A 22,229-nucleotide genomic window follows, 5' to 3' on the forward strand; every position below is an offset into this window, starting at 1 on the left:
CCATGCATCCGCTAGCCCGTCGCACCACCCGGCTTCTCGCCTTCCTGGCGCTGACCGCCGCCGCAGCCAGTGCCCAGGCGCAAACCACCCCGGGCATGGTCGCCGCCGCCAATCCGCTGGCCGCGGCCGCGGGCCTGGATGCCCTGAAGCGCGGCGGCAGCGTCGTCGATGCAGCCATCGCGGTGCAGATGGTGCTGACCGTCGTCGAGCCCCAATCGTCAGGCCTGGGCGGCGGCTCGCTCATGCTGGTATGGGACCAGGGCAACGCCACCCTGTCGGCGCTGGACGGCCTGGCCGCCGCGCCGGCACGGACCACCGCCAGCCTGCGCACCGACGTCAACGGCGAAACCCTGCCCCTGAAAGACGTGGCGCGCTATGGTCGCCCGGTAGGCGTGCCTGGCACCGTGCGTGTCATGGCACTGGCGCACCAGCGCTACGGCAAGCTGCCCTGGGCCAGCCTGTTCCAGGCGGGCATCCACAGCGCCGAAGACGGCTTCCCGATGTCGCCCTATCTGCACGACAGCCTGCAACGCCTGCCGCAACTGGCCGAGAACCCCGCCATTCGGAGCGTGTTCTACGACTCCCAAGGGCAGTTGCTGCCGGTCGGTGCCACGGTGCGCAACCCGCTGCTGGCCGATGCGCTGCGCAAGGTAGCCGCCGACCCCGAAGCCATCAACCAGGGCGCCCTCACCGCCGATATCCTGGCCGTAACCCGCGCCGGCAAGTATCCCAGCCTGATCCAGGCCCAGGACCTGGCCGCGTATCGTCCGGCCGAACGCTCGCCGATCTGCGGCCCCTTCCTGTCCTGGAAGGTCTGCACCTTTCCGCCCCCCAGCTTCGGCGGCGTCTCTGTCTTGCAGCAACTGGGCATGCTGTCGCAACGCCGCATCGACAGGTTGGCCCCCGGCTCGGCCGCGGCCGACCATATGCTGATCGATACGGCCCGTATCGCGCGCGCCGACCGGCTGGCCTATATCGGCGACCCCGACCAGGTCCAGGCACCGGTGCGCCAGTTGATCTCGCCCGCCTACGTCGAGCAGCGCACCGCTTTGCTGTCCGGCAAGGCAGCCGTGCATCCGCGCCCCGGCGTGTTCGCGGGCGTGCCGGCGCCGGCCGGCGCCGAGGCCCCTGGCACCACCGAGACCAGCCAGGTCGCCATCGTCGATGCGCATGGCAACGCCTTGTCCATGACCACCACCATCAACCTGAACTTCGGTTCCTGGCTGATGCCGCATGGCTTCTTCCTGAACAACGCCCTGACCAACTTCTCGTCGGCCCATGGCAAGGATGCGCCCAATGCCATGGCGCCCAACAAACGGCCGGTCACGTCGATGGCGCCCACCATGGTGTTCGATCACGACGGCAAGCTGGTGCTGGTGACGGGATCCGCCGGCGGCGGCTACATCGTCGACTACATCGCGCAGGCCGTGGTGGGCACGCTGGCTTGGGGCCTGCGCCCGGCCGATGCGCTGGCGCTGCCGCACGTCGCGGGCAACACCGGCCGCAGCCAGGTCGAAAAAGACCGTGTGCCACTCGAAACGGCCGCGCAGTTGGCGGCGCAAGGCCACAAGGTCGAACAGGTCGAAATGAAAAGCGGCGCCGCCGCGATTCGCGTGACGCCGCAAGGGCTGGATGGCGCGGCAGACCCGCGCCGCGATGGCGCCGCGCTGGGCGGCTAGAACCCAGGCCTGGCGGCGCCCAACCGCGCCGCAAGCGGGCCGGCGAGTGCGCTACGCGCTCAGCGTGTCGTACAGGTCCACGTGGATTCGGGCAACGCGCTCGATGTTGAACTCGCGCTCGGCCAAGGCCCTGCCGGCCGCGCCCATGGCCTGCCGCAACGCCGGATCGCCGGCCAGGCGGGCAATGGCATCCGCCAGCGCCTGCGGGTCGCGCACCGGCACCAGCAAGCCCGTCTTGTCGGGGTCGATCGCATCGCGGCAACCCGGCACATCGGTCGTCACCACGGCACGGCCGCACGCGGCCGCTTCGATCAGCGATTTGGGCAAACCCTCGCGATACGAGGGCAACACGGCGATGTGCGAAGCCGCATACAACTGCGGCACATCCGAACGCTCGCCCAGGGCCTGGACGCACCCTTCACGCTGCCAGGCGTCCACCTCGGCCTGCGTGGCCGAAGCGGGATTGCCCGCGTCCACGCCGCCCACCAGCCGCATGGTCACCGGCACGCCGCGCTCGCGCAGCAGCCGGGCGGCCTGCACGAATTCCTGTACACCCTTGTCGCGCAGCAGACGCGCCACCATGGTCGCCACCACCGGCGGCGCGGCCGGTTCGGGCTGCGCCCGGTAGTCGTCCAGGTCCACCCCCGCGCCGCGGATCAGCACCACCTGTTCGTCACGCACCGCGCCCAGCGACTTGAGCATGTCGCGATCGCTGGCGTTCTGGAAGATGACGCGGCTGTTGGGGTGCCCCAGCGCAATGCGGTACAGCCGCGCCACCACGACGCGCACCAGCCGCATCTTCAGCGAGTTGGACAGGAACACGAAGCCCAGCCCGGAAATTGCCGCCACCATGCCCGGCACCCGGGCCAGGCGCGCGGCGATGCCGCCGTAAAGCACCGGCTTGATCGTCACCAGGTGCACCACCTGCGGCCGCAGGCGGCGGAACAGGCGTAGAAGCGCCAGCAGCGTGCCCAGCTCCTGCAGCGGATGCTTGCCGCTGCGCGTCATGGGAATGGCGTGGTGCGTCATGCCCAGCGCCTGGATATCCGCTACCGCAGGGCCGTCCATCGTGGCGACGTGCACGTCGTAGCCCGCGCGCTGGGCGGCCAGCGCCAGCGGCACGCGGTGCGACATGAAGAACGCGGGGTTGTTGACGACGAACAGCAGACGGCGGGCGGCGCTCATGCCGTTTCTCCGGAAATGCGGCGCCAGACCGCGATGTAACTTTGCACCATCCGCGCCAGGTCGAAGTTTTCCAGCACCCGGGCGCGCCCTGCCTCGCCTGCGCGTCCCTGGCCACGTGACGCCACTTCACGCAGGCCTGTTTCGATGCCGCGCGCCAGCGCCTCGGGCTGCTCGGGCGGCACCACCACGCCAGTCTCGCCGATGATGTAGGCAGCATCGCCCACGTCCGTCGCCACGCAATAGACACCGCAGGCCATCGCCTCGGCCACCACGTTGGGAAAGCCTTCGGCGCAGCTGGACAACACATGCAGGTCCAGCCCGTTCATCACCGCAGGCACGTCGTCACTGGGGCCGGCCAGCACCAGCCGGTCGCGCAGGTTCAGTTTGTCGACCAGCGCCATCAAGTCCGGGTTGTCCACAGTCATGCCGCGCCCTACCAGCACGCAGCGCAGGCCGGCATCGCGGCCGTCACGCACCAGCGCGGCCACCGCGCGCAGCAGGTTGGCATGGTCTTTGAGCGGGTCCCAGCGGGCCACGCAGCCAATCACCGGCACGTCGCCGGCCAGGCCCCATTGGGCCCGCACGCGTTCGCGCGCGGCCAGGTCCGGCGCGTAGCGCGACAGGTCGTAGCCGTTGGAGATCACCACCATGCGGTCGCGCCGGTAGCCCTTGGCGGCATGGCGTTCGGCGGCATTCTGCGCGGCGCAGACAATCGCCCTGGGCAAAACGCCGGACAAGGCCGCGCACGCACGCAGCACCATGCGCGCCGAGCGGCTGCTGCGCTCAAGATGGGCGCCCGAATTGCGAATGCCCCAGGCGATCGCGCGCACGCCAGCCAGACGGGCCGCCATGCCGCCGATCAGGTCGGCGTGGTACATCCAGGTCTGCACGGCGTGCGGCTTGGCCTGCGCGATCACACGGCGCAGCGCCATGAAACCGCCCAGGCTGACGCGGCCGCGAGCCATGCCAAGCGCGTGGACGGCAACCCCCGCGGCGCGCAAGCGCGCACCGTAGATGCCTTCGTCGGTGAGCGACACCACCACGTGTTCGACGGCCGGGTCCGGATAGGTGGCCAGGCGCCACAGCACGGATTCGGCGCCGCCCTGCCCCAGGCCGGTAATGACGTGCACGACACGCAATGCGGCCTGGCTCATCGCCCTTCCCTGACGGCTTCGAACAGTTCATCCCATTCCGACAGCACGCTGGCCAGCGCATAGCGCTGGCGCACGGCGGCCGCGGCGCGCGCCCCCATCTGCTGGCGCAGCGCGATGTCGCCCAGCAGGCGCCGCAGCGCCTCGCGCAGCGCGTCGCGGTCGCCAGCGGGCACCAGCAGCGCGTCCTGGCCGTCGCGCGTCATTTCGCGCGGGCCGCTCGGGCAATCGAATGCGGCGCAGGGCAGGCCCAGCGCCATGGACTCCAGCAGCACATTCGGAAACCCTTCCACCAGCGAACTCAGCACGAAGGCCTGGCCACGTGCCAATTCGTCCCATGGCGTTTCGGTTCGGCCGGGCAGCGCGACCCGCGATTGCAGGCCCAGCCGTGCCACCTGTTGTTCGAGCGCGCCGCGCTCGGGGCCTTCGCCCCAGATGCGCAGGTTCCAGTCCGGAAAATCGGGCGCCAGCTGCGCGAACACATCGATCAGGAGGTCGAACTGCTTGTCGGTCACCAGCCGACCCATCGCCAATAGCGTGCGCGGCGAACCGTCATCGCTCTGCGTCACCAGCGGCGCATCCAGCAGCGGCGCGGGCAGCGGGTTGGGAATCACGGCCAGGCGTTTGATGCCCGGCACCTGGCGCGAAAACGGGCCGGCCGTGTCGGCCGCCTGCACCGTGACCATGTCGGCACGCGGATACAGCAGGCGGCGCAGCCGACGCCACACCGTGCCGGTGGTGGTCTCGGCCACCGGGTTGGTGCGCTCGCAGACGATGAGCGGCGCGCGCAATCCGCGCGTCGCCAGGATGGCGGCGACATTGACGTTGGTCAGGAACGACACCACCACATCCGGCGCGGTATCGCGGATGTGCCGGCGCAGCGCCAACAGGCGCCGCAGCGCGGCCAGCGGCCCCGACACCCGGGTACCCGCCAGGTCTGCCAGCCATTCCAGCTTGACCTTTTCCGACAGGGGATAGAAGCAGGTTCCCTTGGACGAGTAGGTCGGCGTCAGGGTGACATCGTCTCCGCGTTCGGACCAGGCGTTGACCAGCGTGGCGGCCACGCGCTCGGCGCCCCCGGCGTGCATGGAACTGACCAGCATCAATATCTTCATTCGTCAGCGACTCCCAAACGTTCCTCCTTGCTCACCGCCTGCGCGGTAGCGGTCCAACCAGGCCTGCATCATCAGCACGCCCCAAAGATGGCTATCCCAATTGCGATGGCCGGACACATGCTCGCGCCACTTGCGCAGAATGGGCTCCGGCTCGAACCAGCCTTCCTGGCGCAGGCGCGCCGGGTCCAGCAAGGCCTCGGCCCAGTCGCGCAGCGGACCACGCAACCAGGCGGCCAGCGGCACCGCGAAACCGCGCTTGGGCCGGTCCACCAGCGCCTGCGGCACGTGGCGGTACAACACCTGGCGCAGCAGCCACTTGCCGGTGGCGCCGCGCACCTTGTACTGGTGCGGCAGGCTCCAGGCGAATTCATAGACACGGTGGTCGATCAGCGGCACGCGCGTCTCGAGGCTGACCGCCATGGCGGCGCGGTCCACCTTGACCAGGATGTCGTCCGGCAGGTAGGTCACCGTGTCGAGCTTCATCATGGATTCGAAGATCGAGCCGCGCATCTCCTGCGCGAACTCGGAGACCGGCTCGACGCCGCCCTTGACCACGCGGGCCGGGTCGGACCAGTACGACACGAACAAACGATAGAAATCGCCGCGCGTATCGGCGCGCAACAGCTCGCCCAGCTTGCCGACCTTGCCGCGCCAGGCGCCACGGCCTGGCAGATGGGTGGACGCGCTGAGCAGCGCGCCGGCAGGCGTCCGCAGCAGGGACGGAACCCGCTCGAATTTCTGCCACCAGTTGTTGACGCGGAAATAGCGCGAATAGCCGCCGAACAGTTCATCGCCCCCGTCGCCCGACAGGGCCACGGTGACATGCTGGCGCGCCATGCGCGTCACCAGCGAGGTGGGAATCTGCGACGAATCGGCGAAGGGTTCGTCGTACATGTCGGCCAGACCCGGCACCACGGCCAGCGCGTCGTCGGCGGTGACGTACAGTTCGGTGTGGTCGGTGCCCAGGTGCATGGCCACCGCCTTGGCGTGCTGCGCCTCGTCGTAGCCCTTTTCATGGAAGCCGATGGCAAAGGTGCGCACCGGCTGCGAGCTCTGCGCCTGCATCAGCGACACGATGGTCGATGAGTCGATGCCACCCGACAGGAACGCGCCCAGGCTGACGTCGGACAGCATCTGGCCACCCACGGCCTTGGACAGCACACTTTCCAGCGCGTCGGTGGCTTCGGCATCGGAACCGAACGACAGGCGCGATTGCGCCGCGGCGTCCGCGGCTTCGCGCGCCGACCAGTACACGTGCGGCTGCGGCATGCGGCGGCTGCGGGTGTCGTCAGCAGTGAATTCGATCCAGGTGCCCGGGGGCAGCTTGGCAATGCCTTCGTAGATGGATTGCGGCGCCGGAATGTAGTTGTGCCGCATGAACGAGGCCAACGCATTGCGGTTCAGGTTGCGGCCGAATCCCGGGATCGGCATCAGCCCCTTGAGCTCCGAGGCGAACACCAGTTCCGCGCCGGAATACCCGTAGTACAGCGGCTTTTCGCCCATGCGGTCGCGCGCCAGCATCAGCTTGCGCGAGGCGCGGTCCCACAGCGCGATGGCGAACATGCCTACCGAGGCCTGCAAGGTGGCCTCGATGCCCAGCGCGGTGAAGCCCGCCAGCAGCGTCTCGGTATCCGAATGGCCTCGCCAGTCCGGCGCCAGGCCGGACTGTTCCAGCTGCTGGCGCATATCCATATGGTTGTAGATCTCGCCGTTGAACACCATGACGTAGCGGCCGCAGGCGGACACCATCGGCTGGTGACCGGCCTCGGTCAGGTCCTGGATCGCCAGGCGCACGTGCGCCAGCGCCAGCTCGGCGCCGGTGTCTTCCCAGAAGCCGTTGCTGTCCGGTCCGCGGTGACGGATGCGGCGGCAGCTTTCCGCCAGCACTTGCGCCTTATCGCCCAGGGGGCCCCAAATTCCGACAATTCCACACATGATCTAGGTTCTCGTGGTCACCGCAGCAACGGCGTGACGCGCGGCCTATCGGCCCGGTGCGCGCACGCCGTCAAAAAGTTCTTCCCAAAGGCCCAGCACCCGCTCGGCCGAAAACCGCTCGCGCACCGCCGTGGCCGCCTGGGCCATGCGCTGGCGGCCGGTTTCGTCGGACATCACCGCATCGAGTGCGCGGCACAGCGCATCCACATCGCCGTTGGGCCGCACCAGCACGCCATCGACGCCGTCACGCACGATCTCGCGCGGGCCGGTATCGCAATCGAATGCCACCGCGGCCAGACCGCTGGCCATGGATTCCAGCAGCGTATTGGACAGCCCTTCGAAACGCGAGGTCAGCACATACAGATCGGCGCTTTGATACCAGTCGCCCACGTTGCCCGCCCGGCCGGGCAAGCTGACGCGGTCTTGCAGGCCGGCGCCTTGCACCTGCGCCTCCAGCGCGCGGCGTTCGTCGCCTTCGCCCAGGATAACCAGATCCCAGTCCGGATGCGACGGCGCCAGCCGGGCATAGGCCTGCACCAGCAGGTCGAATCCCTTGTCTGCGTGCAGCCGGCCCACGGCCAACAAACGCTTGCGGCCGTCACCCGTTTGCGGCGTCAGCATCGGCATGCCCTTGGGCAGGGGCCAATGCACCGGATTGGGGATGACGGCCAGCCGCGACCCCGGCACATGCTGCGCCAGCCAGTCGGCAGTGCCGCGTGTCAGGGCCACGACACGCGCGGCCCGGGGATACGTGAATCGGCGCAGTCGCTGCCAGAAACCGGACATCGCTTGCGAGGGGGGATGGGTGTGTTCGGTGGCGATGACCCGCGTGGACAGCCCGGTCGAAGCCAGCACGGACAGGACCGACGCCGTCGTCATCATGCCCAGCACGATATCGGGGCGAAACGCCTTGATCACTCGGCGCAGCGCGCGCACCCGCTGCACATTGCTCAAGATGCCGCGCAGGCCCCCGCCCTCGCCCGCCGTATGCAGCACTTCGCGCCGCACCTTGGGATGCAGGGTGTAGACGTCGCCGTCGGCGCTGGCCTGCGTCACCACCATCACCTCGCGGCCCATGCCGGCCCAGTGCGCGCTCAGGTCGGCGGCCACGCGTTCGGCGCCGCCGCCATGCAGTGAATGGATGAACAGCAGCACGCGTTGCGTGCGGGCGAAGTCGGCTACGGGCATTCAGTCGGCCTCTTGGGGTTCAACGCGGCGCAGGGCCACCACCAGGTAGCAGGCATAGGACAGCAAATACATCAGGCTGGTCGCCAGCATGATGCCGGCCGCGCCCATCCTGGGCGCCAGCACCATGTTCAGTCCTGCCTTCAGCGCAAAATTGCCCACCGCGATGGCGGACATGATGCGATAGCGGTTCTGGCTGGCCAGCAACTGCACCAGGATCAGCACGCCAAAATAGAACGGCAGCTGCAAAAGGCCCCAGCGCAGCACGTGCGCCACGGCCTCGGTATTCTCGGCAGTGAACGCACCGCGCTGGAACAGCACCGATACGCCCCACGGCGCCAGCAGCCAACCCACGGCCACGGCGGCCGCGCCGGCCAGCACCATCAGCATCGACCATTTCAGTGCCATGGCGCGCGCACGCGCCGTATCGCCCCGCGCCTGCACGTCGGCCAGCACCGGCAAGGCCGCACGCCCCACCGATACCGCGCCGATGCCCAGCACCAGCGACAGCAGGCGGCTGGCGTAGCCCAAGGTCGCGTTGGCATTGGCGCCCAGGTTGGCCGCGGCGTATTGGTCCAGCGGCCCCACGAAGCTCATGGCCACCTGGCCGATCAGCATCACGCCCGCGGCGCTCATCAGTTCGGGCCAGTGCGGCGAGCGCAACGTCAGCCGGGGCGAACCCCAGAAACCGCCGTCGGCCCGCGCGGCCAGCCAGGCCAGCCACACCGTCTGGATCGCATAGCCCACCAGCGTGCCCCACAGCAGCGGCCCGACGCCGTCGGCGCTGGCCGCCAGCATCACCCACGCCAGCGTGGCCACGGCAGGCACGCTGTCGAGCAAGGTATTGACGTGGCGTTCATGCGACCGCAACCGCGCGGCGCTGATGCCGGCCACCAGCAACAGGGCCGACACGGGCGCGAACGCCACCAGCAGATCGCCGGTCATGCCGCCCACCCGCGCGGACAGGCCCTGCCCCAAACTGCTCAGCACATGCGGCCAGGCGAACCAGGTCAACAGCGCCAGCGCAATGCCGGCCGCCGCCACCCAGCCCTGCAGCTCCCGGATGAATTGGTCCCGCTCGGCGTCGTCGGCGCGGCGCAGACGCACCAGCACCGGGATCAGCACCACCGACAGCACGCCCACGATCGTGACCGGCAGCCAGGTGGCCATGGTCATCGTGAATTGATAGGCGTCGACGGCGTCGCTGACGCCGTAGCGGTACGCCACCGCCATTTCCTTGATGGCGCCGGCGGCCTTGCCCAACAGCAGGAACACCGCCACCCGGAACGCGCCTTTGAAGATGCGCTGGTGGTCCGGGTGGATGGTGCCGAGTTTTCGGATGAGTGCTTTCAAATCAACGCAGGAATTGCGTGTACCAGGGCATTGCCACTTCCAGGCCCTGCAGCACGGTGTGCGTGGGCTGGTAACCCAGCAGACGGCTGCCCTTGCTGACGTCAGCCTGCGAATGGCGCACGTCGCCGGCGCGGAAGTCGCCGTAGACCGGCTTCTTGCCGTAGGCGACGTCCTGCTTGCCCAGCGCCTGCACCAGGAATCCGAACAGGTCGTTCAGGGTGCTGCGGCCGCTGACGGCCACGTTGTAGACCTGGTTGCGGGCCTCGGGCGGCGCCATGGCGGCCAGGATGTTGGCCTGCACCGCGTTGTCCACGAAGCAGAAGTCGCGGCTGGTCTCGCCATCGCCGTTGATGGTGACGTCGTCGCCCTTGATCATGGCGGCGGTCCATTTCGGGATCACGGCAGCGTAGGCGCCGTCCGGGTCCTGGCGCTTGCCGAACACATTGAAGTAGCGCAGTCCCACCGTCTCGAAGCCATACGAGCGCGCAAACACGCTGGCGTACAGTTCGTTGACGTACTTGGTGACGGCGTAGGGCGACAGCGGATTGCCGATGTTCTCTTCGACCTTGGGCAAGGCCGGGTGGTCGCCGTAGGTGGAGCTGGACGCGGCATAGACGAAGGATTTCACTTCGGCGTCGCGCGCGGCGACCAGCATGTTCAGGAAGCCGCCGATGTTCACCTCGTTGGTGGTGATCGGGTCTTTCAGCGAACGCGGCACCGAACCCAGGGCAGCCTGGTGCAGCACGAAGTCCACGCCCGCGGTGGCGCGGCGGCAGGCTTCCAGGTCGCGAATGTCGCCTTCGATGAAGCTGAAGCGGCGCCATTGCTCGGGCGTGACGGTGTCGCGCACCTCATCCAGGTTGCGCTGGTGGCCGGTGGCGAAGTTGTCCAGGCCGACCACGGTCTGGCCCAGCTTGAGCAGCGTTTCCAGCAGGTTCGAGCCGATGAAGCCGGCGCAGCCGGTCACCAGCCATTTGCGCGGCGTGGCGGAAAGTTCACGGGTAACGGTTTCGTAGCGGGTCGTCATGGCCGTATCCCCTTACAGACGCAGATCGGATTCGGCGGGCGACAGCACGTACTTCAGGTCGTACAGGATGTGCTCGGCCTTGCCCAGCTTGCGGATGCCTTCGGCGCCCAGGGCCTTGAACTGATTGTGCGCGACTGCCAGGATCACGGCGTCGTACTTGCCCTCTTCGGGCTTGGCGACCGGCGTGATGCCGTATTCGTGCACCGCTTCTTCGGCCTCGACCCACGGGTCGTACACGTCCACGTCGACGTTGTAGTCGCCCAGTTCCTTGACGATGTCCACGATGCGCGTGTTGCGCAGGTCGGGGCAGTTTTCCTTGAAGGTCAGGCCCATCACCAGCACGCGCGCGCCCTGCACGTGGATGCGGCGCTTGGTCATGGCTTTGACCAGCTGCGACACCACGTAGCCGCCCATCGAGTCGTTCAGGCGGCGGCCCGCCAGGATGATCTCGGGGTGGTAGCCAATGGACTGCGCCTTGTGCGTCAGGTAGTACGGATCCACGCCGATGCAGTGGCCGCCCACCAGGCCCGGACGGAACGGCAGGAAGTTCCACTTGGTGCCGGCGGCCTGCAGCACGGCTTCGGTGTCGATGCCCATCTTGTTGAAGATCAGGGCCAGTTCGTTGATCAGCGCGATGTTGACGTCGCGCTGAGTGTTCTCGATCACCTTGGCGGCTTCGGCCACACGGATGCTGGACGCCTTGTGCGTGCCGGCCGTGATGATCTGCTTGTACAGCTGGTCCACCAGTTCGGCGACTTCCGGAGTCGAGCCCGAGGTGACCTTCTTGATGGTGCTGACGCGGTGTTCCTTGTCGCCCGGGTTGATGCGCTCGGGGCTGTAGCCGGCGTAGAAGTCGACATTGAACTTCAGGCCCGACACGCGCTCCAGCACCGGCACGCAGTCTTCTTCGGTAGCGCCGGGGTAGACGGTCGATTCGTAGATGACGATGTCGCCACGCTTGAGCACGGCGCCGATGGTCTCGCTGGCTTTCACCAGCGGGGTCAGGTCCGGTTGCTTGTATTCGTCGATCGGAGTGGGCACGGTGACGATGAACACGTTGGCCTGGCCCAGCTCGGCGCGGTCGGCGGTGTAGCTCAGCTGGCTGGCTTCGGCCAGCTCGGCATCGCTGACTTCCAGCGTGTGGTCGTGGCCAGCCTTCAGGGCGTCGATCCGGCGGGTGTTGATGTCAAAGCCGATGACCGAGCGCTTCTTGCCGAATTCGACCGCCAGCGGCAGGCCGACATAACCCAGGCCGACAACCGCGAGTTTCACATCCTGAATACGCAACATAACTCTCCCTTCACCGTAAAACGATTACGGCATTTTAAATATGGTCGGGGTAATGGATAACCGGGCCCCCGGCGGATATCGCCGGGGCACCCAAGACTTAATCGGCCCGCAAGACGGAAGGCAGCAACAGCCACCCCGGACGGCGCCAGGACACCAGCCGCGCGTACAGCCAGATATAGACGCTGGCGAACACCACCAGGCTGGCGCCAAGCGCCCAGGCGTTGTCCCACCAGATGGTGGCGGGCACCAGCCCGATCAGGGCCAGCACCCACATGTAGGGCGACGCCAAGGCGTTGCACAGCGCCGGCACCGCATGGCGACGACCGCGGCTGAAGGTCACGCGGACCAGGCGGCGGAACACCAGTTGATGCAGGTGCAGGGCATCGGGCTGGTCCACCGGCACGCCCCGCTTGAAGCGGCGGCGCCAGATGGAGAACCCGGTTTCGAAAACGGGGTAGAACAGCACGGCCAGCGCGTAGAACGGCGATACCGAAGGGTTGCGCACCACCAGCAGCACGGCCAGTTCGGCCAGCATGAAACCCAGGAAATACGCCCCCCCATCGCCCAGGAAGACGCGGCCGAACGGAAAATTCCAGACCAGGAAACCCAGCGTGGCCGAGGCCAGCGCCGCCGAGATCAGGAAGATCGGCACATCGCCGACCTGCAGCGCGACCAGGCTGATGGACACGGCCATCAGCGTGGCAACCATGCCGGCCAGGCCGTTCATGCCGTCAACGATGTTCAGGGCGTGGGTACAGCCGCCCACGGCGAACATGGTGAACAGCAGGGAAACGGGCCAATACGACAGGACGTAGTCCACGGGCGCCATGCCGACACGGCTGACGCCACCCAGCAACCACCAGGCGATCGCGGCGGACAGGAAGGCCGCCAGCAGGCGCTTGCTGGCGCCGATGTCTTTGGTGATGTCTTCGAGCAGGCCCGCCACGAACACGGGCAGCGCCGACACGAACAGCGCCGGCCACAGCCAGGTCAGGGTCATGTTGTCGGGCCCGAGCACCAGCAGGCCCAGGAGCGTGCCGGCCAGCACGGCCAGGCCGCCGACGCGAGGCGTGGCGCGCGAATGGTTCGCTTGCGGTTTGTTGAGGTCGCTGTCGCCGGTGAAGGCGCCATGCCAGCGCTCCGACGCCACGATGAGTCCGCCCACCATGAACGCGACCACGCAAATGTACAGCCAGGTCACAAGGTCACCTTTGGTTGGTCTATCGAGACAGGCCGGCCATTATCGGCCGCAGGTGTAACGCCCATATATGGGAGGAATAAGGAAGTGCAATGCACCGGGACAGAACGTAACACCCGGCATCCGGAACTACGCGCATGGCTGCCGCCCCGATAAACGAGGGTGAATGCGGCGCGGCGAGAGACGCGCGGAAATACGGATTTCATGGATTAATTGTAGAGCTTTCCGCTGCGGCGCACGCGAAATATCCAAGGGAAAACGCCAGGATCATTGCGGGCGATTTCGCCCCGGGCCGGCCATCGCCGGACCACCGCTTCACCCTGCGCCCTGCGCCCTCAAAAAATAGGGACGCATTATTTCAAGATAAAAAAAAGCCCGAGATCGTAAGATCTCGGGCTAAATCCACCAAAGGAGGAGGGTGGAGGAGACAACCTTGGCATGTCGGGAGCGGCCTTGAGGTTTCGCTCGCTACGCTGTCGGGGTACGGGTTTTGCTTGGGTACCGCGCCGACTGCGTTTCAACATCCGATGAGATGCATAGTATCGGGTTTTTTTGTGCGATGCAAGAATTTTTTTAAGCGTGCGGCAACCGGACATTCCACGTTGCATTTTTGCCGCAACTTCGCGGACGCCTGCCCGCAAAGCCGCGCCCAGCAATGACTTTGCGAAACGACGGGTTTTTGCCGAACGGGTTAACCCCTTGCGGACTTACCCTAGACCTTGCCGGGTAATCCCGCCCTATGATTTGCACCAGAAAGGTGCATCCGGCACCAATATGCGGCAATTTTTGCGCATTGCAACATTTCGGCAACGCGCCCCTCGGGCGGCACATTCAGATCCAGTAGGCCGTCGTGGTCATGACCTTGGACATGGCCCGCATCGCCGTCTTGACCGGCCCGGGCAGCGGCACGCCGCCGGCCGCTTCGGCGCTGGCGCGATGCTGGGCTTCGTCTTCCTTCATCTTCTGCACGATCTGGCGCGACCGGGCGTCCTGCGCCGGCAACGTACGCAGATGGCCGTCCAGGTGCGCCTCGACCTGCTTTTCGGTTTCCGCCATGAAACCCAGGTTGCGCGGCACGCCGGCGTAGCTGGCCAGCACGCCCAGCGCGAACGAACCGGCGTACCAGACCGGATTCAGCAGGCTGGGCCGGCTGCCCAGTTCCGCCAGGCGCTGGTTGCACCAGACCAGGTGATCGACCTCTTCGCTGGCCGCGTCCAGCAACAAGGCGCGCGGGCCGGGTTCGCGGCATGCCGCGGCCTGGCCGCGGTACAAGGCCTGGGCGCAGACCTCGCCCACATGATTGACCCGCATCAGCCCGGCCGCGTGGCGCTTTTCCTGCGCCGACAGGGTGTCCGGTGCCTCGTCTGCCGTGGCCGGATTGGGCCGGCCGGCGCTGGCGCTGCCGGACAGCACGCGCAGCGCGCGGTCGGCTTCGGCCAGCACGGCGTCCAGCGGACTGACGCGACGCAGGAAAGAGGCGGGGCCGGATGGGAACAGGGCGGTGGACATGGACAACTCCTGGAATTGGGGCGCACACACCCCTGATACGGGGCGGGGCTCTCGTGCCTGGAATTGTACGCAACGGGTATCATCAGCCATTGACTGCGCTCAAGCACCCGCACAAGGACTCCGACACATGGAATGCACGATCGACTGGGGCGGCCCCAACGGCATGCTCTTCACCGCCAGCACTGGCAGCGGCCACGTTGCCGTCATGGATGGCGCGGTGGACGGCGGCGGCCACAACCTCGCCCCCCGCCCGATGGAAATGCTGCTGGCCGGCACCGGCGGCTGCACCGCCTATGACGTGGTGCTGATCCTCAAGCGCGGCCGCCATGCCGTGACCGGCTGCAGCGTCAAGCTGCAGGCCGACCGCGCCGATGTCGACCCCAAGGTGTTCACGCGCATCCATTTCGCCTTCACCGTCACCGGCCGCAACTTGCCCCGGGCCGCCGTCGAACGCGCGGTGCAGCTGTCGCACGAAAAATACTGCTCGGCGTCGGCCATGCTGGAAAAAACCGCCGAGCTGACTTTCTCGGTGGACATCGTCGACACCCAGGAAGCCCCCGCCACGGCCTGACGCGACCGCGCCCTTTCAGCCTTTTCTGATTCTGTACCCATGAAACAATACCTGGACCTCGTTCAATCCATCCTGGACACCGGCGCGTGGCAGGAAAATCGGACGGGCATACGCACCCTGAGCATGCCGGGCGCCTCGCTGCGCTTCGACCTGCAACAGGGCTTTCCGGCCGTGACCACCAAGAAGCTGGCCTTCAAGTCGGCCATCGGCGAGATGGTCGGCTTCCTGCGCGCCTCGCGCAGCGCCGCCGAATTCCGCGAGCTCGGGTGCAAGGTCTGGGACCAGAACGCCAACGAAAACAGCCAGTGGCTGGCCAACCCCTATCGCGAAGGCCCCGACGACCTGGGCCCGGTGTATGGCGTGCAATGGCGCCAGTGGCCGGCCTACAAGGTGCTCGATGCCGGCCGCCAGGAACAGATCGCCGACGCGCTGGCCCGTGGGTACACCAGGGTCGCCGACCTGCAGGAAGACGGCGCCCCCAAGGTGCTGCTCTATAAAGCCGTCGACCAGTTGCGCCAGTGCCTGGATGCCATCCACGAGCGCCCGGGCGACCGCCGCATCCTGTTCCACGGCTGGAACTGGGCCCAGATCGAAGAAATGGCGCTGCCGCCCTGCCATCTGCTCTACCAGTTCCTGCCCAACGCGACCACCCGCGAAATCTCCCTGTGCCTGTACATCCGCTCGAACGATGTCGGGCTGGGCACGCCGTTCAACCTGACCGAAGGCGCGGCCCTGCTGCACCTGGTGGGCCGGCTGACGGGTTACAAGCCGCGCTGGTTCACGTACTTCATTGGCGACGCCCACATCTACGAGAACCATCTGCCGATGCTGCGCGAACAGCTGACGCGCACGCCGTATGAAGCGCCCCAGCTCGTCCTGTCCGACCGTATTCCCGATTTTGCCCAGACCGGCCGCTACGAGCCCGAGTGGCTCGAGAAGGTCGAACCGGGCGATTTCTCGCTGGCGGGCTACACCCACCACGCGCCTCTCACCGCGCCGATGGCCGTTTAAGACGTGGCGGTTCGGCCGGCTGGCGGCCGTCCGCGACGCCGGGATGCGCAAGTGAAGATTGGTGAGCTTCTGGAAGCGCGTTTTCGGTATAACCCATCCCTTAGCCTCGGACGCGCGTCCAGCAAGCCCCGCGCGCCGTTGCTTCTGAACGGCCCATGCCGCGCCGTGCCTGCCGCTCGCCGCGAAACCGGGCACCCCGCCCGGCCTTCCCGGCCGCCTGCACCGCAGCGCCGCACCCCCTATCCAGACAAGAGAGTACGTGAATCGCCAGCGTCGACAGCAGGACCCGCTTGCGGCCCAGTTGCAACTGTTGACTACTAATTGATTTGAATTGAGGCCGGCGCGGCGGCTGTATGCGCCCAGGACAGGACCCCAAAAATGCTCGTTGGAACATATAACCCTTCGCTCGTCCTCGTATCCCTAGGGGTCGCCATCCTGGCGTCGTATACGGCGCTGGGCATGGCCAACCGCGTGCGGGCCGCGAACGGGCTGCCGGCGGCGCGTTACTGGTTGGCCGGCGGCGCAACGGCCATGGGCATCGGCATCTGGGCCATGCATTTCGTCGGCATGCTGGCGTTCAGCCTGCCGATTCCCATGGGGTACGACCTGCCGCTGACCCTGCTGTCGCTGGTCATCGCCATCGGCTGCTCGGCCTTCGCGCTGTGGATCGTCTGCAAGGACGAGCTGCCCTGGTCGCGGTTGATTGCGGGCGCCCTGCTGATGGGCGCAGGCATTGCGGCGATGCACTACATCGGCATGGCCGCGATGCGGATGATGCCCGGCATCTCCTACAACCCGGCGTGGTTCGCCCTGTCCATCGGCATCGCCGTGGCGGCCTCGGGCGCCGCGCTCTGGATCACCTACCGCCTGCGCCAGGACGGCCCCCGGGTGGCGCTGTCGCGGCCGCTGGCGGCCGTGGTCATGGGCCTGGCCATCGTCGGCATGCACTACACCGGCATGGAAGCGGCCGGCTTTCCGGAAGGCAGCATCTGCATGGCGGCCAACGGCGGCATTTCGGCGGGCTGGCTGGCCATTGCCGTGACTGCGGTGACCCTGAGCGTGCTGGCCATCGCCCTGGTGGTGGCGGTGCTGGACAACCGCCTGGAAGCCCGCACCTCCGCCTTGGCCTCGTCGCTGGCCGAAGCCAACGAAGAACTGGTGCAACTGGCACTGCACGACACGCTGACCAAGCTGCCCAACCGCATCCTGCTGGAAGACCGGCTGGAGCAGGCGATTGAAAGCGCCAGCCGCCGCAAGGGCTATTTCGCCGTGCTGTTCTTCGACCTGGACGGCTTCAAGGCGGTCAATGACGCCTACGGCCACCATACCGGCGACGCCCTGCTGATCGACCTGGCCCAGCGTATCCGCCAGACCCTGCGCACGCAGGACACGGTCGCGCGGCTGGGCGGCGACGAGTTCATCGTGCTGAGCGAGGTGGTGGAACCCACCGACGCCGCCAACGTGGCGGACCGCCTGATCGAGGCCATTGCGCGGCCGGTCATGGTGTATGGCCACGAAGTGCTGGTGACCTCCAGCGTGGGCATCGCCATCTACCCGAATGACGGTGAAGACACGCACGCGCTGCTGACCAACGCGGACGCCGCGATGTACCACGCCAAGCGCCTGGGCGGCACCGGCTACAGCTTCTTCGAGCCGTCGATGAACGCCGACGCGCACGAGCAGATCGAGCTGCTGCACGACCTGCGCCTGGCGCAGGAGCGCGACCAGTTCGTGCTGCACTATCAACCCAAATACGAAGCGCCCGCCGGCCCCATCATGGGGGCCGAGGCGCTGCTGCGCTGGAACCACCCGACCCGCGGCCTGGTGGGCCCGGACCAGTTCATTCCCACGGCCGAGAAGACCGGGCTGATCCTGTCGATCGGCGAATGGGTCATCAACGAGGCCTGCCGCCAGATGCGCGAGTGGATCAACGCCGGACAGGGGCACTGGACCATTGCCGTGAACATCTCGGCGCTGCAGTTCGCCCATGCCAGCCTGGTCGAAACCGTGCGCGCCGCGCTGGCGCGCCATGACGTGCCGCCGTCGTGCCTGACGCTGGAAGTGACCGAATCCACCGCCATGCGCGACGCCGAGGCCAGCCTGACGGTGCTCAAGCGCCTGTCGGGGCTGGGCGTGACCATTTCCATCGACGACTTCGGCACCGGCTATTCCAGCCTGCTCTACCTGAAGCGGCTGCCGGCCACGGAATTGAAGATCGACCGCGGCTTCGTCAACCAATTGGAAAACGACAACGAGGACGCCGCCATCGTCTCGGCCATCGTCGCGCTGGCCCAGCAACTGAACCTGCGCATCGTGGCCGAGGGCGTGGAAACCACCGCGCAGCAGAAATTCCTGACCGGGCTGGGCTGCGACTCGCTGCAGGGCTTCCTGCTGGGCAAGCCGATGCCGGCCAGCGAGTTCCTGGAACACGCGTCGGGCTGAATTTGCTACGCTTGGGGCCTTCCCGCCGGCCCTGCCGGCCGACCTCCCCGAGCTTCCCGACCGCATGTCCGCCAGCCTTACCCTGATCGTCGCCTATTCCACCAACCGCGCCATCGGGCGCGACAACGCCCTGCCCTGGAAATTGCCGGGCGACCTGGCACATTTCAAGCGCAGCACGCTGGGGCACCCCATCATCATGGGGCGCAAGACCTGGGAATCGCTGGGCCGCCCCCTGCCCGGGCGCACCAACATCGTCGTCAGCCGCAATCCGGATTTCAGCGCCGCCGGCGCCACGCTCGTGCCGTCACTGGAAGCGGCCATCGCCGCCTGCGGCGACAGCGCCGACGCCTTCGTGATTGGCGGCGCGCAGATCTATACGCAGGCGCTGCCGCTGGCCCGCCGCATCCTGGCCACGGAAGTCCATGCCGAGGTCGAGGGCGACGCCTTCTTCCCGCTGCTGCCGGGCTTCCAATGGAAGGAAACGGCGCGCGAAGCGCAGCCGGCCGAAAACGGCTACGACTACGATTTCGTCACGTACGAACGGGCCTGACCCGCGCCAGCCTGCGCGCGGCCTGGCCGGGGATCCGCCGGCATCCTCCAGGCGGCGTCGGCATCCGCTAGGCGGCGCCGGCGTTGCGCATGAAGCGCCATAGCGCCGGCGCTTCGGAATAGGCCACGTTGAAGCGCACCCAGGGCGTATCGGCCTCGTCGGCCTCGAAATACGACCCCGGCGCCAGCCAGATGCCGTCTTTCAGGGCCGACTCGGCCAGGCCATTGGCGCCGCGTTCGCGCCACTGCCCGGCCACCTTCGCCCACAGGAACAGGCCGGCCTGGGGCCGCGCATAGACCTCGAAGCCATGCTGCGCCATCTGTCCGGCCACGTTGGCGTGCGCCTGGGCCAGGCGTTCGCGGGTGCGCTCGATGTGCGCCCGGTAACGGCCTTCGCGGATGACCTGGTGGACGATGCGCTCCATGATTTCGGGCGAGGTCAGGCCCACCGCCATCTTGGTGCGAGCGATGTCGCGGGTCAGGTCGCGATGCGCCACCACGTAGCCCACCCGCACGGACGGGCTGATGACCTTCGAATAGCCGCCCAGGTAGACCACCCGGCGCCCGCCGTCCAGCGCCGCCAGCATGGGCGTGACGCCCGGCGCCAGCTCGCGCGAGATGTCGTCTTCCACCACCCACAGCCCATGGCGTTCGGCCAGTTGCAGGATGCGAAAGGCGTTGGCCATGCTGATGCTGGCCCCGGACGGATTCTGCAGCGCGGTGTTGACGAACAGCGCCCGCGGCCGGTGCTGCGTGGCCGCGCGCTCCAGGGCGTCGCAATCCAGGCCGTCCAGGGTGCGCGCCACCGGCACCACCCGCAGCCCGGCCAGGCGCAGCATCTGCAACAGGTTGGCGTAGGCGGGTTGCTCGACCAGTACGGTGTCGCCCGGCCGCAGCAGGGTGCGGATCACCATGTCCAGCCCGTGGGTCACGCCCTGAGTCAAGAGCACCTGGGATACCTCGACCTCCATGCCCTGCGCGCTGAGCGTGGCGGCGATGGTTTCACGCAGCGGCGCGTAGCCGTAGGGATGGCCGTAGTGGGCGATGCGCATGGCCGGCACCCGGCCCATGTGGCGCAGCGCCACGTGCAGCCCTTCTTCATTCAGCCACTCGCCCGGCAGCCAGCCGCAGCCCGACTTGATGGGAATGGAGTGGTCCGCGAAGATGTCCGACAGCAGCCAGCTCGCGTTCAGGCGGGGCGGCTCCCAGGATTGCGGCTCGCCCCGGCGGGCGGGCGCGTCCGGCTGGGCCACCCGGTAGCCGGCGCCCGGGCGTGCGGCCAGCCAGCCCAGCGACACCAGGCGGCTGTAGGCGCTGGCCACGGTGAAGGTGCTGACCGCGTGCTGGCGCGCGAACTCGCGCACCGAGGGTAGGGACATACCCGGACGCAGCAGTTGGGCCTCGATGGCTTGCAGGATGGCCGCCACCAGCTGGTCCACCAGCGTGGGGGCCTGGCCGCGGGCGCGCACGGGCTGGAAATCAATCACGGCAGAAACGTTAACTGTACAGTTGTCATGCTTGCAACTATACAGTTAGCCCGCTTTGCGCGGATTGTATATTTTCAATCCGCGCGGGACGCACCAGAATCATTCGCATCCGCCGGCTGCCTGCACGCGACGCAGGCAACGCCGGGCCTGTCACCCCCTGGAGCCGCCATGAACGCCCCCGCCGAGTTGCCCGACCTGTCCCATCTCTGGATGCCCTTTACCGCCAATAAACAGTTCAAGGCGCATCCCCGCATGCTGGCGGCAGCGAAAGGCATGTACTACACGTCGGCCGACGGTCGCCAGATCCTGGACGGCACGGCCGGCCTGTGGTGCGTGAACGCCGGCCACGGCCGCCAGGAAATCGTCGACGCGATTTCCCGCCAGGCCGGCATCATGGACTATGCGCCGGGCTTCCAGCTGGGCCATCCGCTGGCCTTCGAAGCCGCCACCGCCGTGGCCAGCTTCATGCCGCAGGGCCTGGACCGCGTCTTCTTCACCAACTCGGGTTCCGAGTCCGTCGACACGGCGCTGAAGATCGCGCTGGCCTACCACCGCGCCCGCGGCGACGGCCAACGCACCCGCCTGATCGGCCGCGAGCGCGGCTATCACGGCGTGGGCTTTGGCGGCATCTCGGTCGGCGGCATCTCGACCAACCGCAAGACTTTCTCCGGCGCGCTGCTGCCCGCCGTGGACCACCTGCCCCACACCCACAACCTGGAGCAGAACGCCTATTCCAAGGGGCAGCCCGCCTGGGGCGCCCATCTGGCCGACGAGCTGGAACGCATCATCGCGCTGCACGACGCGTCCACCATCGCCGCCGTGATCGTCGAGCCCATGGCCGGCTCCACCGGCGTGCTGATCCCGCCCAAGGGCTACCTGGAAAAGCTGCGCGAAATTACGTCCAAGCATGGCATCCTGCTGATTTTTGACGAAGTCATCACCGCCTACGGCCGTTTGGGCGCCGCCACCGCATCCGAATTCTTCGGCGTCACGCCCGACCTGATCGCCATGGCCAAGGGGGTCAGCAACGCCGCCGTGCCCGCGGGCGCCGTCGCCGTGCGCCGCGAAGTGCACGACGCCATCGTCAACGGACCGGCCGGCGGCATCGAGTTCTTCCACGGCTATACCTATTCGGCGCACCCGCTGGCCGCCGCCGCCATCCTGGCAACGCTGGACATCTACCGCCGCGAAGACCTGTTCAGCCGTGCCCGCAAGCTGTCCGGCGCGTTCGAGCAGGCCGCCCACAGCCTGAAAGGCGCGCCGCACGTCATCGACGTGCGCAACCTGGGCCTGGTATCCGGCATCGAACTGGCGCCGCGCGCCGGCGCACCGGGCGCACGCGCCGCGGAAGTGTTCCAGAAATGCTTCGACAGCGGCCTGATGGTGCGCTACACCGGCGACATCATCGCCGTCTCGCCCCCGCTGATCATCGAAGAGGCCCAGATCGGCCAGATCTTCGAGCAGATCGGCAAGGCGCTCAAGGAAGTCGCATGACGCCGCGCCCCGCCGCCGCGTCCACGCGACGCCGACGGGGCGTTGTCC

General features: G+C 67.5%; 17 protein-coding genes. 6 read left to right on the forward strand and 11 right to left on the reverse strand.

All coding sequences use genetic code 11. The annotated features are described in order from the left end of the window. Window positions 1-2: 2 nt before the first annotated feature. On the forward strand, window positions 3-1,679 hold the full coding sequence (locus tag AC6LJ2_RS13345; RefSeq protein ID WP_498151548.1) for a gamma-glutamyltransferase family protein: 1,677 nt from the start codon (window positions 3-5) through the stop codon (window positions 1,677-1,679). A 51-nt stretch (window positions 1,680-1,730) separates the two neighbouring features. Here AC6LJ2_RS13345 and AC6LJ2_RS13350 read toward each other — a convergent pair whose 3' ends face one another. From AC6LJ2_RS13350 to coq7, 10 genes are all read right to left on the reverse strand, one after another. Next, entirely contained in the window at window positions 1,731-2,864 is a 1,134-nt protein-coding gene (locus tag AC6LJ2_RS13350; protein WP_445657530.1) for a glycosyltransferase family 4 protein, read from the reverse strand. Further along, window positions 2,861-4,018, reverse strand: coding sequence for a glycosyltransferase family 4 protein (locus tag AC6LJ2_RS13355; protein ID WP_498151549.1), 1,158 nt, complete (start codon window positions 4,016-4,018; stop codon window positions 2,861-2,863). The genes AC6LJ2_RS13350 and AC6LJ2_RS13355 overlap by 4 nt, the downstream gene beginning before the upstream one ends. After that, the gene (locus tag AC6LJ2_RS13360) at window positions 4,015-5,130 is read right to left on the reverse strand and encodes a glycosyltransferase family 4 protein (protein ID WP_263909625.1); all 1,116 of its coding nucleotides are present in this window, start codon (window positions 5,128-5,130) and stop codon (window positions 4,015-4,017) included. The genes AC6LJ2_RS13355 and AC6LJ2_RS13360 overlap by 4 nt, the downstream gene beginning before the upstream one ends. A gap of 3 nt (window positions 5,131-5,133) precedes the next feature. Then, window positions 5,134-7,065 (reverse strand): asparagine synthase (glutamine-hydrolyzing), encoded by a 1,932-nt coding sequence (asnB, locus tag AC6LJ2_RS13365; protein WP_498151550.1) that lies wholly within the window; start codon window positions 7,063-7,065, stop codon window positions 5,134-5,136. A gap of 45 nt (window positions 7,066-7,110) precedes the next feature. Further along, a complete protein-coding gene (locus tag AC6LJ2_RS13370; RefSeq protein ID WP_498151551.1) occupies window positions 7,111-8,253 on the reverse strand; it encodes a glycosyltransferase family 4 protein in 1,143 nt (380 codons plus the stop codon). Further along, entirely contained in the window at window positions 8,254-9,603 is a 1,350-nt protein-coding gene (gene murJ, locus AC6LJ2_RS13375; protein WP_445657534.1) for a murein biosynthesis integral membrane protein MurJ, read from the reverse strand. A 1-nt stretch (window position 9,604) separates the two neighbouring features. Beyond that, the gene (locus AC6LJ2_RS13380; RefSeq protein ID WP_263909618.1) at window positions 9,605-10,630 is read right to left on the reverse strand and encodes an SDR family oxidoreductase; all 1,026 of its coding nucleotides are present in this window, start codon (window positions 10,628-10,630) and stop codon (window positions 9,605-9,607) included. Between the two features lie 12 nt (window positions 10,631-10,642). Next, window positions 10,643-11,920 carry a Vi polysaccharide biosynthesis UDP-N-acetylglucosamine C-6 dehydrogenase TviB gene (gene tviB / locus AC6LJ2_RS13385; protein ID WP_263909616.1) on the reverse strand — a complete coding sequence of 426 codons (1,278 nt, stop codon included), beginning with the start codon at window positions 11,918-11,920 and terminating at the stop codon, window positions 10,643-10,645. 97 nt (window positions 11,921-12,017) lie between these two features. Further along, window positions 12,018-13,121, reverse strand: a complete 1,104-nt coding sequence (locus AC6LJ2_RS13390; RefSeq protein ID WP_263909614.1) for an MraY family glycosyltransferase — start codon at window positions 13,119-13,121, stop codon at window positions 12,018-12,020. An 828-nt stretch (window positions 13,122-13,949) separates the two neighbouring features. Beyond that, on the reverse strand, window positions 13,950-14,627 hold the full coding sequence (coq7, locus tag AC6LJ2_RS13395; RefSeq protein WP_263909611.1) for a 2-polyprenyl-3-methyl-6-methoxy-1,4-benzoquinone monooxygenase: 678 nt from the start codon (window positions 14,625-14,627) through the stop codon (window positions 13,950-13,952). Between the two features lie 127 nt (window positions 14,628-14,754). Here coq7 and AC6LJ2_RS13400 point away from each other — a divergent pair, with 127 nt between their 5' ends. From AC6LJ2_RS13400 to AC6LJ2_RS13415, 4 genes are all read left to right on the forward strand, one after another. Next, on the forward strand, window positions 14,755-15,198 hold the full coding sequence (locus AC6LJ2_RS13400) for an OsmC family protein (RefSeq protein WP_025139406.1): 444 nt from the start codon (window positions 14,755-14,757) through the stop codon (window positions 15,196-15,198). A 39-nt stretch (window positions 15,199-15,237) separates the two neighbouring features. After that, the gene (locus tag AC6LJ2_RS13405) at window positions 15,238-16,209 is read left to right on the forward strand and encodes a thymidylate synthase (RefSeq protein WP_263909609.1); all 972 of its coding nucleotides are present in this window, start codon (window positions 15,238-15,240) and stop codon (window positions 16,207-16,209) included. Between the two features lie 378 nt (window positions 16,210-16,587). Further along, on the forward strand, window positions 16,588-18,651 hold the full coding sequence (locus AC6LJ2_RS13410) for a putative bifunctional diguanylate cyclase/phosphodiesterase (protein ID WP_263909608.1): 2,064 nt from the start codon (window positions 16,588-16,590) through the stop codon (window positions 18,649-18,651). Between the two features lie 64 nt (window positions 18,652-18,715). Continuing rightward, complete coding sequence (locus tag AC6LJ2_RS13415) at window positions 18,716-19,201, forward strand: dihydrofolate reductase (RefSeq protein ID WP_263909606.1); 486 nt, start codon at window positions 18,716-18,718, stop codon at window positions 19,199-19,201. A gap of 67 nt (window positions 19,202-19,268) precedes the next feature. On the opposite strand, the gene AC6LJ2_RS13420 is transcribed toward AC6LJ2_RS13415, so the two are convergent. After that, the gene (locus AC6LJ2_RS13420; protein WP_263909605.1) at window positions 19,269-20,687 is read right to left on the reverse strand and encodes an aminotransferase-like domain-containing protein; all 1,419 of its coding nucleotides are present in this window, start codon (window positions 20,685-20,687) and stop codon (window positions 19,269-19,271) included. Between the two features lie 168 nt (window positions 20,688-20,855). On the opposite strand from AC6LJ2_RS13420, the gene aptA reads away from it, so the two are divergent. Then, window positions 20,856-22,181: an omega-aminotransferase AptA gene (aptA, locus tag AC6LJ2_RS13425; RefSeq protein ID WP_263909603.1), complete on the forward strand. Its 1,326-nt coding sequence runs from the start codon at window positions 20,856-20,858 to the stop codon at window positions 22,179-22,181. The last annotated feature ends 48 nt before the right edge of the window (window positions 22,182-22,229 follow it).

The organism is Achromobacter sp. 1014246743, from assembly GCF_059760725.1.